Origin of the sequence: Streptomyces sp. NPDC090025, assembly GCF_044748125.1 — a bacterium.
Classification (GTDB): Bacteria; Actinomycetota; Actinomycetes; order Streptomycetales; family Streptomycetaceae; genus Streptomyces.
In genome coordinates, this window is sequence record NZ_JBIVFL010000001.1 from 666,116 (window position 1) to 681,662 (window position 15,547).

Genomic DNA, 15,547 nt, shown 5'->3' on the forward strand with positions numbered 1-15,547 from the left:
GCCACTGACAACGCCACCACCACCCCTGCGACCTGCGGTTTCCACCGGGCCCGACGGATTGTCAGTGGGATGGTGCACCGTGGATCCCACAGCAGGTCGAACGATCTGGAGGGGGACCCATGGCCCTGCCCGAAACCACCACGAAGTCCGTCGCGAAGCCCGTTACGACGGCCGTCACGACGCCCGCCGCGGAGCCGGTGCTGCGGCCGCACGCCGAGGACGCCTTCGCGGGCGAACTCGCCGCGCTCGCCGCCGCCGACGACCGGCCGCGCCCGGCCCGCTGGCGGCTCTCGCCCTGGGCCGTCGCCACCTATCTGCTCGGCGGCACGCTCCCCGACGGCACGGTGATCACTCCCAAGTACGTCGGGCCGCGCCGGATCGTCGAGGTCGCCGTCACCACGCTCGCCACCGACCGCGCGCTGCTCCTGCTCGGCGTCCCCGGCACCGCCAAGACCTGGGTGTCCGAACACCTGGCAGCCGCCGTCAGCGGGGACTCCACCCTGCTCGTGCAGGGCACCGCGGGCACCCCCGAGGAAGCCATCCGCTACGGCTGGAACTACGCGCAGCTCCTCGCCAACGGCCCCAGCCGCGCCGCACTCGTGCCCAGCCCGGTCATGCGGGCCATGGCCCAGGGCATGACCGCCCGGGTCGAGGAGCTCACCCGCATCCCCGCCGACGTGCAGGACACCCTCATCACCGTCCTGTCCGAGAAGACCCTGCCCATCCCCGAGCTCGGCGAGGAGGTCCAGGCCGTCGGCGGCTTCAACCTGATCGCCACCGCCAACGACCGCGACCGGGGGGTCAACGAGCTGTCCAGCGCCCTGCGCCGCCGGTTCAACACCGTCGTCCTGCCGCTGCCCGCCACCCCGGAGGCCGAGGTCGACATCGTGGCCCGCCGGGTCGACCAGATCGGGCGCGCGCTCGAACTGCCGGCCGTGCCCGAGGGCGTCGAGGAGATCCGCCGGGTCGTCACCGTCTTCCGCGAGCTGCGCGACGGAATCACCGCCGACGGCCGCACCAAGCTCAAGTCGCCGTCCGGGACGCTGTCGACGGCCGAGGCGATCTCCGTCGTCACCGGCGGCCTCGCCCTCGCCGCCCACTTCGGCGACGGCGTGCTGCGCTCCGCCGACGTCGCCGCCGGACTGCTCGGCGCGGTGATCCGGGACCCCGCCGCCGACCAGGTGATCTGGCAGGAGTACCTGGAGACGGTGGTCCGGGAGAGAGACGGATGGAAGGACTTCTACCGCGCCTGCCGCGAGGTGAGCGCATGACGCGGACCACCGCCACCGCCCCCGCCGCCGACCGCGGGCCCCTTGTCCTCGGTGTGCGCCACCACGGACCCGGCTCGGCCCGCGCCGTGCTCGCCGCACTCGACACCGCCCGGCCCAGGGCGGTGCTCGTCGAGGGACCGCCCGAGGGCGACGCCCTGGTGGCGCTCGCCGCCGACCCCGGCATGCGCCCGCCGGTCGCCCTGCTCGCGCACGCCGTCGACGACCCGGGCCGGGCCGCGTTCTGGCCGATGGCCGAGTTCTCGCCCGAATGGGCCGCCCTCCGCTGGGCCCTCGCCCACGGCGCCGAGGTCCGCTTCATCGACCTGCCCGCCGCCCACACCCTCGCCGCCTCCGACCCCACCTGGGGCGACGGCGACGAGGAGGTCACCGGCCAGGGCCTGCGCGTCGACCCGATCGCCGAACTCGCCCGCACCGCCGGCTACGACGACGCCGAGCGCTGGTGGGAGGACGTCGTCGAACTGCGCGGCAGCGCCGACCCGTTCGCCCCCTTCACCGCGCTCGCCGAGGCGATGGGCGCGCTCCGCGAGGCGTACGGGCACGGCGGCCATCCGCGCGACCTGGTCCGCGAGGCGTACATGCGGATCCAGCTCCGCACCGCCCGCAAGGAGTTCGGCGACGACATCGCCGTCGTCTGCGGCGCCTGGCACGTGCCCGCACTGCTCCGCGCCACCCCCGTCACCGCCGACCGCGCCCTGCTCAAGGGGCTGCCGAAGGTGCGGACCGAGCTGACCTGGGTGCCCTGGACCCACCGCAGGCTCGCCCGCCGCTCGGGCTACGGGGCGGGCATCGACGCCCCCGGCTGGTACGGGCACCTGTTCACCGCCCAGGACCGGCCGGTGGAGCGGTGGATGACGAAGGTCGCGGGACTGCTCAGAGCGGAGGACCTGCCGGTGTCCTCCGCCCATGTCATCGAGGCGGTCCGGCTCGCCGACACCCTCGCGGTGCTGCGCGGCCGGCCGTTCCCCGGGCTCGGCGAGACCACCGACGCCGTCCGGGCGGTGTTCTGCGACGGCTCCGACGTGCCGCTCGACCTGGTCCGCGACCGGCTGGTGGTCGGCGACGTGCTCGGCACGGTCCCGGCCGCCGCCCCCGCCGTACCGCTCCAGCGCGATCTGGAACGGCTCCAGCGCACCCTGCGGCTCAAGCCCGAGGCGGCGGAGCGCGAGCTCGACCTCGATCTGCGCAAGGACACCGACGCCGCCCGCAGCAGACTGCTGCACCGGCTGCGGCTGCTCGGCGTCGACTGGGGCGCCCCGGTCGCGGGCCGCGGCTCCACCGGCACCTTCCGGGAGAGCTGGCGGCTGCGCTGGGAGCCCGAGCTGCACGTCCAGGTCGCCGAGGCGGGCGTCTGGGGCACCACCGTCGAGTCCGCCGCCACCGCGCGGGCCGAGGCACGGGCCGTCGCCGCCGGTGAGCTCGCCGCCGTCACCGAGCTCGCCGAGCGGTGCCTGCTCGCCGGGCTCACCGCCGCCCTGCCCGCCGTGCTCACCGCGCTCGCCGACCGGGCCGCGCTCGACGCCGACGTCGCCCACCTCGCCCAGGCACTGCCCGCCCTCGCCCGCTCGCTGCGCTACGGCGACGTCCGCGCCACCGACACCACCGCGCTCGCCGAGGTCGCCACCGGCCTCGCCGAGCGGGTCTGCGTCGGCCTGCCGCCCGCCTGCACCGGCCTCGACACCGACGCCGCCGCCGAGATGCGCGAACGGCTCGACGGCGTCCACACCGCGATCGGTTTGCTCACCACCCGCCCCGGCGCCACGGACGAACCCGGCGCCACCGGCAACCCCGTCGGCCCCGACGGCCCCGGCAACGCCTCGGCGGGCGACGGCACGCTCGCCGGGCGCTGGGCCGGGGTGCTGCGCCGCCTCGCCGGCCGGGAGCGGGTGCCCGGCGTGCTGCGCGGCCGGGCCGCCCGGCTGCTGCTCGACGAAGGGCGGCTCACCGAGGACGAGGCCGCCCGGCTGATGGGCCTCGCCCTGTCGCCCGGGACCCCGCCCGCCGACGCCGCCGGATGGATCGAGGGCTTCGTCGGCGGCGCCTCCGGCGGCGGACTGCTGCTCGTCCACGACGAGCGGCTGCTCGGCCTGGTCGACGCCTGGCTCGGCGGGGTGCCCGCCGACGCCTTCACCGATGTGCTGCCGCTGCTGCGCCGCACCTTCGCCGGATACGAGCCCGGCGTCCGCAGGACCCTCGGCGAGCTGGTCGCGCGCGGCCCCGCGACCGGCGGCCCGGCCGTCGCCACCGCCACCGTCCCCGGCTTCGCCACCGTCCTCGACGAACAGCGGGCCGACGAGGTCCTGCCGCTGCTCCACCTCATCCTCGGCCCGGAGGTCCCCGCATGAGCACCCCCGCCCCCGAATCCGTTCCCCCGGCCGGGCCCGGGCCCGACGACGAGCGGCTGCGCCGCTGGCGGCTGGTCCTCGGCGGCGGCGAGGCCGACGGCACCGGCCGCGCCCTGTCCGGCACCGACGCCGCCATGGACGCCGCGCTCGCCGCGCTCTACGGCGGCCCGGGCAGCGCCGACCGCCGCACCGGACGGGACCGCTCGGCCGGGCTCGGCGGCTCGGCGCCCTCCGTCGCCCGCTGGCTCGGCGACATCCGCACGTACTTCCCCAGCTCCGTGGTCCAGGTCATGCAGCGCGACGCCATCGACCGGCTCGGCCTCGCCACCCTCCTCCTGGAGCCCGAGATGCTGACCGCCGTCGAGCCCGACGTCCACCTGGTCGGCACCCTGCTCTCGCTCAACAAGGCGATGCCGGAGACCACCAAGGAGACCGCGCGGGCCGTCGTCCGCACGGTCGTCGAGCAACTGGAGAAGCGGCTCGCCGCCCGCACCAGGACCACCCTCACCGGCGCCCTCGACCGCTCGGCCCGGATCAGCCGCCCGCGCCACCGGGACATCGACTGGGACCGCACCATCCGCGCCAACCTCGCCCACTACCTGCCCGAGCACCGCACGATCGTCCCCGAGCGGCTGATCGGCTACGGCCGGGCCGCCCAGTCGGTCAAGAAGGAGGTGGTGCTCTGCATCGACCAGTCCGGCTCGATGGCCGCCTCCGTCGTCTACGCCTCCGTGTTCGGCGCCGTCCTCGCCTCCATGCGGTCCCTCGCCACCCGGCTGGTCGTCTTCGACACCGCCGTCGTCGACCTCACCGACCAGCTCGACGACCCCGTCGACGTCCTCTTCGGCACCCAGCTCGGCGGCGGCACCGACATCAACCGGGCGCTCGCCTACTGCCAGTCGCGGATCACCCGCCCCGCCGACACCGTCGTCGTCCTCATCAGCGACCTGTACGAGGGCGGCATCCGCGACGAGATGCTGAAGCGGGTCGCCGCGATGAAGGCGTCCGGCGTGCAGTTCGTCTCGCTGCTCGCGCTCTCCGACGAGGGCGCGCCCGCCTACGACCGGGACCACGCCGCCGCCCTCGCCGCGCTCGGCGCCCCCGCCTTCGCCTGCACCCCCGACCTGTTCCCCGAGGTGATGGCCGCCGCTCTGGAGAAGCGCCCGCTCCCGATACCCGAGGGCTGAGGGGGAGGGGCGGCGAGCGAGGAAGGTCCAAGGGCCCGGGTGCGGACCCTCGTGCGGGATCCCTCGTGCGGGATCCCTCGTGCGGGATCCCGGGTGCGGAATCCGTCGCCGGGCGGCCGCCGGTACCCACCCGGACGGGTGCCGGAGGGGAGACTGAGGCTGATGTCACACCACCGGCTGGTCACCCCTCACCCCGCCGCCCGGCGCGCCGTGAGCACCCCGCTCCCCGGGCCCCGCCTGCCGTAAACCGGGTCCGGCCGGGCCCGGGCGCCCGCCGCGACCGCTCCGGACCGCCCCGCGCCGCCTACGGTCTGTGACCCGTATCACCGCTCGGTTGTGATCTGCGATTTAGGGACCTAGGTCCCACGGGGATAACCTGCGAGACGGACATGCCGCGTCCACGGACACCGTGTACGCCTCCCTTGTGACAGCGCAGTCACGTTGCCCTCCGCGGCACGCCCACGCAGACAACGAACCGCGATCATCAGAAAAGGGACGGACGCGCGTGGACCTGTTCGAGTACCAGGCGAGGGACCTCTTCGCCAAGCACGGTGTACCGGTGCTGGCCGGTGAAGTCATCGACACGCCTGAGGCGGCGCGCGAGGCCACCGAGCGTCTTGGCGGCAAGTCGGTCGTCAAGGCGCAGGTGAAGGTCGGCGGCCGAGGCAAGGCCGGCGGCGTCAAGCTGGCGGCGAACGCCGATGAGGCCGTCGCCCGCGCCACGGACATCCTCGGCATGGACATCAAGGGCCACACGGTCCACAAGGTGATGATCGCCGAGCTGTCCCCCGAGATCGAGGCCGAGTACTACGTCTCGTACCTCCTCGACCGCACCAACCGCACCTTCCTCGCCATGGCGTCGGTGCAGGGCGGCATGGACATCGAGGAGGTCGCGGAGAAGACCCCCGAGGCCCTCGCGAAGGTCCCGGTCAACGCCGTCGACGGCGTCGACATCGAGAAGGCCCGCGAGATCGTGGCCCTGGCGAAGTTCCCGGCCGACGTGGCCGAGGGCGTCGCCGAGGCCATGGTGACCCTGTGGCAGACCTTCGTCGCCGAGGACGCGCTCCTCGTCGAGGTCAACCCGCTGGTCAAGACCAAGGACGGCCGCATCCTGGCCCTGGACGGCAAGGTGTCCCTGGACGCCAACGCCGACTTCCGCCAGCCGGAGCACGAGGCCCTCGAGGACAAGGACGCAGCCAACCCGCTCGAGGCTGCTGCCAAGGCCAAGGGCCTCAACTACGTCAAGCTGGACGGCGAGGTCGGCATCATCGGCAACGGCGCCGGCCTGGTCATGTCGACCCTGGACGTCGTCGCGTACGCCGGTGAGAACCACGGCGGCGTGAAGCCGGCCAACTTCCTCGACATCGGTGGTGGCGCCTCCGCCGAGGTCATGGCGAACGGCCTGGAGATCATCCTGGGCGACCCGGACGTCAAGTCCGTGTTCGTCAACGTCTTCGGTGGCATCACCGCCTGCGACGAGGTCGCCAACGGCATCGTCCAGGCCCTGGCGCTCCTCGCCTCGAAGGGCGAAGAGGTCACCAAGCCGCTGGTCGTGCGCCTCGACGGCAACAACGCGGAGCTGGGTCGCAAGATCCTGTCGGACGCGAACCACCCGCTCGTGCAGCGCGTGGACACCATGGACGGCGCGGCCGACAAGGCCGCCGAGCTCGCGGCTGCGAAGTAAGGGACGAGGTCAGAACACCATGGCTATCTTCCTGACCAAGGACAGCAAGGTCATCGTCCAGGGCATGACCGGTGCCACGGGCATGAAGCACACCAAGCTCATGCTGGGTGACGGCACCAACATCGTCGGTGGCGTGAACCCGCGCAAGGCCGGCACGACCGTCGACTTCGACGGCACCGAGGTCCCGGTCTTCGGCACCGTCGCCGAGGCGATGGAGAAGACGGGCGCCGACGTCTCCGTCCTCTTCGTCCCGCCGGCCTTCGCCAAGGCCGCCGTGGTCGAGGCGATCGACGCCGAGATCCCGCTCGCCGTCGTCATCACCGAGGGCATCGCCGTCCACGACTCCGCCGCCTTCTGGGCGTACGCGCAGTCGAAGGGCAACAAGACCCGCATCATCGGCCCGAACTGCCCCGGTCTCATCACCCCGGGCCAGTCCAACGCCGGCATCATCCCGGGCGACATCACGAAGCCGGGCCGCATCGGCCTGGTCTCGAAGTCCGGCACGCTGACGTACCAGATGATGTACGAGCTCCGTGACATCGGCTTCTCGTCCGCCGTCGGCATCGGTGGCGACCCGGTCATCGGCACCACCCACATCGACGCCCTCGCGGCGTTCGAGGCCGACCCCGACACCGACCTGATCGTCATGATCGGCGAGATCGGCGGCGACGCCGAGGAGCGTGCGGCGGACTTCATCGCGAAGAACGTCACCAAGCCGGTCGTCGGCTACGTCGCGGGCTTCACCGCGCCCGAGGGCAAGACCATGGGCCACGCCGGCGCCATCGTCTCCGGCTCCTCCGGCACCGCCCAGGCGAAGAAGGAGGCCCTTGAGGCCGCCGGTGTCAAGGTCGGCAAGACGCCGACCGAGACCGCCAAGCTGGCGCGCGCCATCCTCGCGGGCTGAATCCGCGAAGCGGCACGCTGAAGGGGCCCTGCCCCACCCGGAATCCCGGGTGGGGCAGGGCCCCTTCGCCACTCCCTCGGCCTACTCGACGGCCGGGACCAGCCGCTCCGGACCCGGGTTCGGGGCCGTGCGCAGCTTGTCGCGCAGCTCCTTGTCCTCCGGGCCGAGCTTCTGCGGCCCGCCGCGCACCGGCACCCCTTCGACGACCTCGCCCGGCGCGTTCACCGGGATGTAGCGGTCCGGCGCGGTCGCCGCGGTGAACGCCGTGACGCCGATCAGCGCCGCGCTCACCCCGACCACCGCCCGGGTCAGCAGCCGGGACCGGTGCTCGCTGCCGGTCCGCACCTTGCGGGCGGCGGGCAGGGTCGCCGTCGGCGCCTCCGCGACGAGCGCGCCGAGTCGTTCCTGCAGTGCCTCGGGTTCGGCGAGCTCCGGGATCCGCTTCCCGATCACCGTCCGGGCGTGCAGCAGCCGGTTCCCGGCGGCCGGGGTGCTCGCCTCGGTCTCGGCGGCCGTCTCCGGCAGGTCGAGCCCGAGGCCGTCGTAGAGCAGGACGGTACGGCGGTACGGCGCCGGGAGGTCGAGCAGCGCCCCGAGCAGCGCCCGCCGGGACGCCTCGGTCGGGGCCGAGTCCGGATGCCGGTGCCTGCGCCGGAACCGGTGCCAGGGCGAGAGCGCGTACTCGTAGGCCGCCGCCCGCACCCAGCCGACCGGGTCGGCGTCGGTCGCGACCTCGGGCCAGTGGTCCCAGGCCAGGTGGAAGGCGTGCTCGACGGACTCGCGGGAGAGCCGCCGCCGCCCGGTGAGCAGATACGTCTGGTGGACCAGGCCGGGCGCGGCATGGTCGTACAGCGCGTCGAACGCTTCCTCGGGCGTCGGCCCGGGTTCCGCCACGGCGGCGGAAGCGGGGGCGGAGGCAGGAGCGGGGGCGGGCGCCTCGGCCGGAGCCTGGGCGACCGGCGCCGCCACGGCCCGGACCGGCCGCGGCTCGGCGGCCTTCGGGCGGGCCTTGCGCACCGGCTTCGGCGCGGCCGCCGCCGGTGCCGGTGCCGGGCTCGGGCCCGGGGCCGGGGCCTTCGGGGGGCGCGCGGTCCCCTTCGCGGCCGGGCGGGGGCGGGTGCCCCCGGCGGCGGCGGGCCGGGCGGGCTTGTCCGTCCGCGAAGGCTCGGTACGCGCCGATTCGGTACGAGGCTGGGTACGGGCTTCGGTACGAGGTTCGGTACGGGGCGGGGGCTCGGTACGGGGCGGGGCCGGGTCCTCATGGACGCCGAGCAGCTTCGCGTACGCCTCACGCTTGCGTCCCCTGGGGGAACTGCGACCGGTCTCCCAGGAACGGACGGTGGCGCGGGTGACGCCCAAGGTCTCCGCCACCTGTTCCTCGGTGAGCGAGAGTGCCTCGCGCAACCGCCGCCGTTCCTTGGGGGACGGCAACGCGACGGAGGGGCTCGTCGGACTCATCGGCGTCGACCTCCCACAGCGCGGCTCTGGGCCGAAAAGTACATAAACGTATCTTGAGCGACACAGCGACCATTCGCCTGTTACGCGGACAAACCGCGTGTCGCTGGCAGCATGGGCCCCGTGACGCACGTGACCGAGCAGCGCCCGCCCACGGCGCTCGACGCCCCGGTCCAGGGCCGCGCCTCCGCCGCCCTGGCCACCGCCTTCGCGCGGGGCGGCGTCGCCGCGGGCCTCGGCCTCGGCGCGCTCGCCGTCCTCGTGACCGCCGCCTGGATCGCTTCCCCCTTCCCCGACAGCGGTCCCGGCGGCGCCCTCCACACCGCCGCGGGGCTGTGGCTGCTCGCCCACGGCGCCGACCTCGTCCGCACCGACACCCTCTCCGGCGTCCCCGCCCCGCTCGGCGTCACCCCGATGCTGCTCACCGTGCTGCCGCTGTGGCTGGTGCACCGGGCCGCCCGGGACACCCTCGACCCGGACGACGGCCACGCCGGACCCGCGCCGGTGCCCGCTCTGGCGGCGGTCGTCGGCGGATATCTGCTGGTCGCGACCGGTGCGGTGGCCTACTCGCAGTCCGGCTGGCTGCCCGCGGACCTGGTCCGTACGGCCGTCTGGACGACGTTCAGCGTCGTCGCGGCGGCCTGCGCGGGCCTCTGGACCGCCCGGGGCAGGCCGCTGCCCGGCGAGGAGCGGATCGCGACCGCCCTGCGCGCCGCCGGGCTCGGACTGCTCGGCCTCGGCGCGGGCGGCGCGCTGCTCGCCGCGGCCTCACTGCTCTGGCACGTGGGCGACGCGCAGTCCTCGTACGACGGACTCGCGGGGGAGTGGTCCGGTCGGGTGGCGGTCGCGCTGCTCGTGCTCGCGCTGCTGCCGAACGCCGTCGTCTGGGGCGTGGCGTACGGCCTCGGCCCCGGCTTCGCCCTCGGTGCGGGCGCCCTGGTCACCCCGCTCGGCTTCACCGGCGGCGCCCCGGCGCTGCCGGACTTCCCACTGCTCGCCGCGCTCCCCGGCCAGGGCCCGGGCAGCTGGACGCACTGGACGGCGGCCGTCGTCCCGGCGGTGGCGGCGCTTGTGCTCGGCCGCCGGGTGGGCCGGGTGGCGCGGTCCTGGACCACGCAGGAGACGGCGCTCACCGCGCTCGGCGCCGCCTGGGCGGTCGGCGCGCCGGTCGCGCTGCTCGCGGGGTTCGCGGGCGGGCCGCTGGGCCCCGGGCGGCTCGCGGCGTTCGGCCCGGTGTGGTGGCAGGCGGGCGCGGCGGCGGTCCTGTGGTGCGTGGCGCTGGGGCTGCCGACCGCGCTCGCGGTACGGGCCTGGGGCCGCCGCGCGGTGCGCCGGGCGGCGCTGCCGCCGAGGCCGGTCGCCGCGCCGTTCCCCGTACCGCCGCCGCTCCCGCTCTCCGTACCGCCGCCGGCCCCTTCGCCGGTCCCGGCCCCGCTCGGCGAGGGTGACGCCGAGGCCGAGGCCGAGGCCGGGGCCGAAGCCGAAGCCGAGGCCGAGGTCGCGGCGGACGCCGAGACGGATGCCGGGGCTGTCCCCGCCGACCAGGTCACCGCGGAACCGGACACGGCCGGGTCCCTGGCCCGGCTCGACGCCCTTGAGGCCCAGGACCAGGCCGACGAGGGGTACGGCGTTCTCCCGGCGGCGTGGGAACCCCGGGAACCCCGGGAACCCCGGGAACCCCGGGAGCCCCGGGAGCCCCGGGAACCGCGCCCCGCGACCGGCGACCGACCCCGCGAGTGATCCCTCGGGGGGACCGCTACTCGCGCACGCCCAGGGTGTCCCTGAGCGGCTTCGGCAGCAGGTCGTTGCAGGCCAGCTGGCTCTGCTTGGTCAGGGCGTCGTCCCGGCACTCGTAGAAATCGCGGTAGACCAGGTGCGTCAGGAAGACGCTCCCGATCACCATCAGGGCGAGCGAGGACGCCACGAGACCGCTGATCGCCGCGGTCTGCTTGGCGCGGTTCGCGCTCGCCCGGGCGGCGTTCTGCTGCGGGGACGGCGGACCCTCCGGGGTCTTCGTCCGGGTGCGCAGCGCGCTGATCGCCCAGTACAGGCCGAGCGCGCCGAGCAGCAGCGCCAGCTCCTGGAAGACGAACGCGAAGAAGAACGCCCACATGCCGGAGAGCACCGCGTACCGCGCGCGCCGCTGGGCCGGGTCGGTCGGGTCCCAGCGCAGGCCGGGCCCGCCGGATCCACCGGAGCCGCCGGGGCCCTGGTCGCCGCCGGGTCCGCCGCCCTGACCGCCCTGTCCGCCCTGGCCGTTCGCGGGGCGCTCCGGGCGGCCGCCGAAACCGTCCGAGGAACGGCCCGGCTGACTGCTGCTCCAGCCCGGGCCCGCGCCCGAACCCTCCTCGGGCCGCTCCTCCTGGCCGCCCTCCTGCCCGCCCTCCGGGCGGCGCGGCCGCCACGGCTGGTCCGGGCGCCCCTCCGGCGGCGGCGCGAACGGGTTGTTGTCGTTCGTGGACTGGCTGGACTGGCGATCCGGCATGTGCTGGACGTCTTCCCTCTGTCTGTCGTGCCCTGATTTCGGCCGTGTGCGGCGGTGCCGCGGCCCTCTGCCGTACTGCTGGGTGACTGCTGCGTACTACTGCGTGCTGGCCGTCGGACCCTGACGCTACCGCCCGGTCCCGCCCCCGTCCCGTGGGGGCCGTCCGGAGTGCCGGTATCGTTGCTGACGGTCGAGCCCTTCGTAGGGTTCCCCGTATCGGGGGACGCGATTCGTTCGTACGACCGCACAAACATCATGGAAAGAGTGACCCCAGTGGCTGCCGCCCGTCTCGTCGTCCTGGTCTCCGGCTCCGGCACGAACCTCCAGGCCCTGCTCGACGCCGTCGCCGCCGACCCCGAGGGCTACGGCGCGCGGATCGTCGCGGTCGGCGCGGACCGGGACGGGATCGTCGGTCTGGAGCGGGCCGAGCGGGCCGGGCTGCCGACCTTCGTGTGCCGGGTCAAGGACCACGCCACCCGCGAGGAGTGGGACCGGGCGCTCGCCGAGGCCACCGCCGCGTACGAGCCGGACCTCGTCGTGTCCGCCGGGTTCATGAAGATCGTCGGCAAGGAGTTCCTCGCCCGCTTCGGCGGCCGGGTCGTGAACACCCACCCGGCACTGCTGCCCAGTTTTCCCGGTGCCCACGGGGTGCGGGACGCCCTCGCGTACGGCGCGAAGGTCACCGGGTGCACCGTCCACTTCGTCGACGACGGCGTCGACACCGGCCCGATCATCGCCCAGGGCGTGGTCGAGGTACGGGACGAGGACGATGAAGCCGCGCTCCACGAGCGCATCAAGGACGTCGAGCGCTCGCTGCTCGTCGAGGTCGTGGGGCGCCTCGCCCGCAACGGCTACAGCATTGAGGGACGAAAGGTTCATGTCGGTGAACACGGACACCGTTAAGCCCATCCGCCGCGCGCTGGTCAGCGTCTACGACAAGACGGGGCTGGAGGAGCTGGCCCGCGGTCTGCACGAGGCGGGCGTCGAGCTGGTCTCCACCGGCTCCACCGCGTCGCGGATCGCCGCGGCCGGCGTCCCGGTCACCAAGGTCGAGGAGCTGACCGGCTTCCCCGAGTGCCTGGACGGACGGGTCAAGACCCTCCACCCGCGCGTGCACGCCGGGATCCTCGCCGACCTGCGCCTGGAGTCGCACCGCGCGCAGCTCGCCGAGCTCGGCGTGGAGCCGTTCGACCTGGTCGTGGTGAACCTGTACCCGTTCCGGGAGACCGTCGCCTCCGGCGCCACGCCGGACGAGTGCGTCGAGCAGATCGACATCGGCGGCCCGTCGATGGTGCGCGCCGCGGCCAAGAACCACCCGTCGGTGGCGATCGTCACCAGCCCGGAGCGGTACGCGGACGTGCTCGCCGCGGTCGGCGCGGGCGGCTTCGACCTGACCGCCCGCAAGCGGCTCGCCGCCGAGGCGTTCCAGCACACCGCCGCGTACGACGTGGCCGTGGCGTCCTGGTTCGCCGCCGACTACGCGGCCGCCGACGCCTCCGGCTTCCCCGACTTCCTCGGCGCCACGTACGAGCGGAGCAACGTGCTGCGCTACGGCGAGAACCCGCACCAGGGTGCCGCGCTGTACGTCGACGGCACGGGCGGCCTCGCCGAGGCCGAGCAGCTGCACGGCAAGGAGATGTCGTACAACAACTACACGGACACCGACGCCGCGCGCCGGGCCGCGTACGACCACGACGAGCCGTGCGTCGCGATCATCAAGCACGCCAACCCGTGCGGCATCGCGATCGGCGCGGACGTCGCCGAGGCGCACCGCAAGGCGCACGCGTGCGACCCGCTGTCGGCGTTCGGCGGCGTCATCGCCGTCAACCGCCCGGTGTCGGTCGCGATGGCCGAGCAGGTCGCCGAGATCTTCACCGAGGTCATCGTGGCCCCCGGCTACGAGGACGGCGCGGTCGAAGTGCTGGCGAAGAAGAAGAACATCCGCGTGCTGCGCGCCGAGGGCGCCCCGGCCAACCCGGTCGAGGTCAAGCCGATCGACGGCGGCGCGCTGCTCCAGGTCACCGACCGCCTGCAGGCGGACGGCGACGACCCGGCGAACTGGACCCTCGCGACCGGCGACGCGCTCTCCGCCGCTGAGCTGGCCGAGCTGTCCTTCGCCTGGAAGGCGTGCCGCGCGGTCAAGTCCAACGCGATCCTGCTCGCCAAGGACGGCGCGTCGGTGGGCGTGGGCATGGGCCAGGTCAACCGCGTCGACTCGGCGAAGCTCGCGGTCGAGCGCGCCGGCACGGAGCGCGCGACCGGCGCGTACGCGGCGTCGGACGCCTTCTTCCCGTTCCCGGACGGCCTGGAGATCCTGACGGCGGCGGGCGTGAAGGCGGTCGTGCAGCCGGGCGGTTCGGTCCGTGACGAGCAGGTCGTGGAGGCGGCGAAGGCGGCCGGCGTGACGATGTACTTCACGGGGACGCGCCACTTCTTCCACTGAGCCGCGACCGCGTGAGCGGACGCGGGCCCGCCCGACGCCCAGGCATCGGGCGGGCCCTGCGAAGATTCCGCCGGTCCGGCCACCTCTGTTCTAATGGGTTGCTCTTTCGTCGGCGGCAGGTCCCTGGGGGCACGGTGTTGGATGTGCAGAACGGTTCCGCGGCGGAGCCCGCCGTTCCCAGGGCCGGTTCCGGTAGCTCCGGGCCCGCCGGGGAGAACGGCGAGAACAGCCCGGCCGGAGTCCCGGCCGGTGCCGGGTCCGCGGCCCCGGCCGCGCCCGTGCTGCCGTACGCACTGCTCGCCGGGGTCTTCGGGCTGCTCTACTTCCTCTACTCCTGGGTGCAGTACGAGCGTTTCCGCTCGCCCTCCTGGGACCTCGGGATCTTCGAGCAAGCGGTCCGCGCGTACGCCGAGCTGCGTGCCCCGATCGTCGACATCAAGGGCCCCGGCTTCCTCATACTCGGCGACCACTTCAGCCCGGTGACGGCGCTCCTCGCGCCGCTCTACTGGGTGTGGTCCTCCCCGCTCGCCCTGCTCTTCGCGCAGGCCGCGCTGTTCGCCGCGTCCGCCGCCGTGGTCGGGCGCACCGCGCAGCAGGTGCTCGGCAGCCGGGCCCTCGGGATCGCGCTGACCGTCGCGTACGGGCTGTCCTGGGGCCTTCAGGAGGCGGTGAAGTCCGACTTCCACGAGATCGCCTTCGCCGTCCCGCTGCTCGCCCTGACCTGCCGGGCCCTGCTGCTCGGCCGCTGGACCGCCGCCGTCGCCTGGGCGCTGCCGCTGGTCCTGGTCAAGGAGGACATGGGGCTCACCGTCGCCATGGTCGGCGCGGTGCTGTTCGTCAAGGGACAGAAGCGGCTCGGCGCGGCCGTCGCCGGGTTCGGCGTCGCCGCCTTCGCGCTCACCGTGCTCGTGCTCATCCCGGCCGCGAGCCGGGTCGGCCAGTACGACTACTGGGCGAAGATCGAGAAGGGCGGCGACGGGGCGGAGGTCTCCTTCCTCGACTCCGTGCTCGGCGCGTTCCAGCACGGCGAGAAGTGGGAGATGGTGCTGTTCGTGCTCGGCGTCGCCGGGTTCCTGTGCCTGCGCTCGCCGCTGACGCTGCTCATCCTGCCGACCCTGGCCTGGCGTTTCCTGTCCCACGACGCCAACCACTGGGGCTTGTTCTGGCACTACAACGCCATCCTCATGCCGGTGGTGTTCCTGGCCCTGGTCGACGCGGTCCGCGCGGTGCGCAGCTCGCCGCGGCCCTGGCTCGCCGCGTACGGCCGGGTGGCGATCCCGGTGGTCACGGCGATCGCCGCCGTGCACGCCCTGGACATGCCGCTGCGCGAGCTGACCCGCCCCGCGACGTACACGGTCGACGCCCGGACGCTCGACGCCCGGCGTGCGGTGGCGGCGGTCCCGGCGGGCACCAGCGTCGAGACCAACGTGACGCTGATGGCGCACCTGACCGCCGACCACACGGTCTACTGGGTCGGCGGCGCCCCCGGCGTCAGCCCCGACTACCTCGCCCTCGACCTGAGCTCGGGCTGGTCCCAGCCGGTCGCCGACCCGGTCGGCCTGGCTGCCCAGCTGCACCCGGAGGCGCGGTACGAGGTGGCCGTGCAGGCCGGGCAGTTCGTGGTGCTCAAGCGGCAGTGAGCGCGTGAGCGAGCGAGTACTTGAGCGAGCGAGCGCTTGAGCGGATACGGCGAAGGGGCCGGGTTCCTGCTTGGGTTCTAGGCGTCGTTGCAACACCCCAGTTCAGGGGTGGCGA

Annotated in this window: 11 protein-coding genes; 9 read left to right on the forward strand and 2 right to left on the reverse strand. The window is 74.2% G+C overall.

Annotated features, from left to right (window positions below; all coding sequences use genetic code 11):
- The first annotated feature begins 119 nt into the window (after window positions 1–119).
- The 5 genes from ACIPXM_RS03200 to sucD all read left to right on the forward strand — a co-directional run bounded on the left by ACIPXM_RS03200 (window position 120) and on the right by sucD (window position 7,409).
- Entirely contained in the window at window positions 120–1,271 is a 1,152-nt protein-coding gene (locus ACIPXM_RS03200) for an AAA family ATPase (RefSeq protein WP_401651365.1), read from the forward strand.
- Window positions 1,268–3,634 carry a DUF5682 family protein gene (locus ACIPXM_RS03205; RefSeq protein WP_401651367.1) on the forward strand — a complete coding sequence of 789 codons (2,367 nt, stop codon included), beginning with the start codon at window positions 1,268–1,270 and terminating at the stop codon, window positions 3,632–3,634. Before ACIPXM_RS03200 ends, ACIPXM_RS03205 begins: the two co-directional genes overlap by 4 nt.
- Entirely contained in the window at window positions 3,631–4,821 is a 1,191-nt protein-coding gene (locus tag ACIPXM_RS03210) for a VWA domain-containing protein (RefSeq protein WP_401651370.1), read from the forward strand. The genes ACIPXM_RS03205 and ACIPXM_RS03210 overlap by 4 nt, the downstream gene beginning before the upstream one ends.
- A 505-nt stretch (window positions 4,822–5,326) precedes the next feature.
- Window positions 5,327–6,505: an ADP-forming succinate--CoA ligase subunit beta gene (gene sucC / locus ACIPXM_RS03215; protein WP_401651373.1), complete on the forward strand. Its 1,179-nt coding sequence runs from the start codon at window positions 5,327–5,329 to the stop codon at window positions 6,503–6,505.
- Between the two features lie 19 nt (window positions 6,506–6,524).
- A complete protein-coding gene (gene sucD / locus ACIPXM_RS03220; RefSeq protein ID WP_315891685.1) occupies window positions 6,525–7,409 on the forward strand; it encodes a succinate--CoA ligase subunit alpha in 885 nt (294 codons plus the stop codon).
- Window positions 7,410–7,490: 81 nt separating this feature from the next.
- On the opposite strand, the gene ACIPXM_RS03225 is transcribed toward sucD, so the two are convergent.
- Entirely contained in the window at window positions 7,491–8,867 is a 1,377-nt protein-coding gene (locus tag ACIPXM_RS03225; protein WP_401651377.1) for a helix-turn-helix domain-containing protein, read from the reverse strand.
- 120 nt (window positions 8,868–8,987) lie between these two features.
- Here ACIPXM_RS03225 and ACIPXM_RS03230 point away from each other — a divergent pair, with 120 nt between their 5' ends.
- Window positions 8,988–10,604: a DUF6350 family protein gene (locus ACIPXM_RS03230; RefSeq protein ID WP_401651379.1), complete on the forward strand. Its 1,617-nt coding sequence runs from the start codon at window positions 8,988–8,990 to the stop codon at window positions 10,602–10,604.
- 16 nt (window positions 10,605–10,620) lie between these two features.
- Here ACIPXM_RS03230 and ACIPXM_RS03235 read toward each other — a convergent pair whose 3' ends face one another.
- Window positions 10,621–11,349, reverse strand: a complete 729-nt coding sequence (locus ACIPXM_RS03235) for a hypothetical protein (RefSeq protein WP_401651382.1) — start codon at window positions 11,347–11,349, stop codon at window positions 10,621–10,623.
- A 273-nt stretch (window positions 11,350–11,622) separates the two neighbouring features.
- Between ACIPXM_RS03235 and purN the strand changes: the two genes are divergently transcribed.
- The 3 genes from purN (at window position 11,623) to ACIPXM_RS03250 (ending at window position 15,432) form a co-directional block, all read left to right on the forward strand.
- The gene (gene purN / locus ACIPXM_RS03240) at window positions 11,623–12,252 is read left to right on the forward strand and encodes a phosphoribosylglycinamide formyltransferase (protein ID WP_401652469.1); all 630 of its coding nucleotides are present in this window, start codon (window positions 11,623–11,625) and stop codon (window positions 12,250–12,252) included.
- Window positions 12,227–13,792: a bifunctional phosphoribosylaminoimidazolecarboxamide formyltransferase/IMP cyclohydrolase gene (gene purH / locus ACIPXM_RS03245; protein ID WP_401651384.1), complete on the forward strand. Its 1,566-nt coding sequence runs from the start codon at window positions 12,227–12,229 to the stop codon at window positions 13,790–13,792. The genes purN and purH overlap by 26 nt, the downstream gene beginning before the upstream one ends.
- Before the next feature lie 134 nt (window positions 13,793–13,926).
- Window positions 13,927–15,432 (forward strand): DUF2079 domain-containing protein, encoded by a 1,506-nt coding sequence (locus ACIPXM_RS03250; RefSeq protein ID WP_401651387.1) that lies wholly within the window; start codon window positions 13,927–13,929, stop codon window positions 15,430–15,432.
- Window positions 15,433–15,547: the final 115 nt, after the last annotated feature.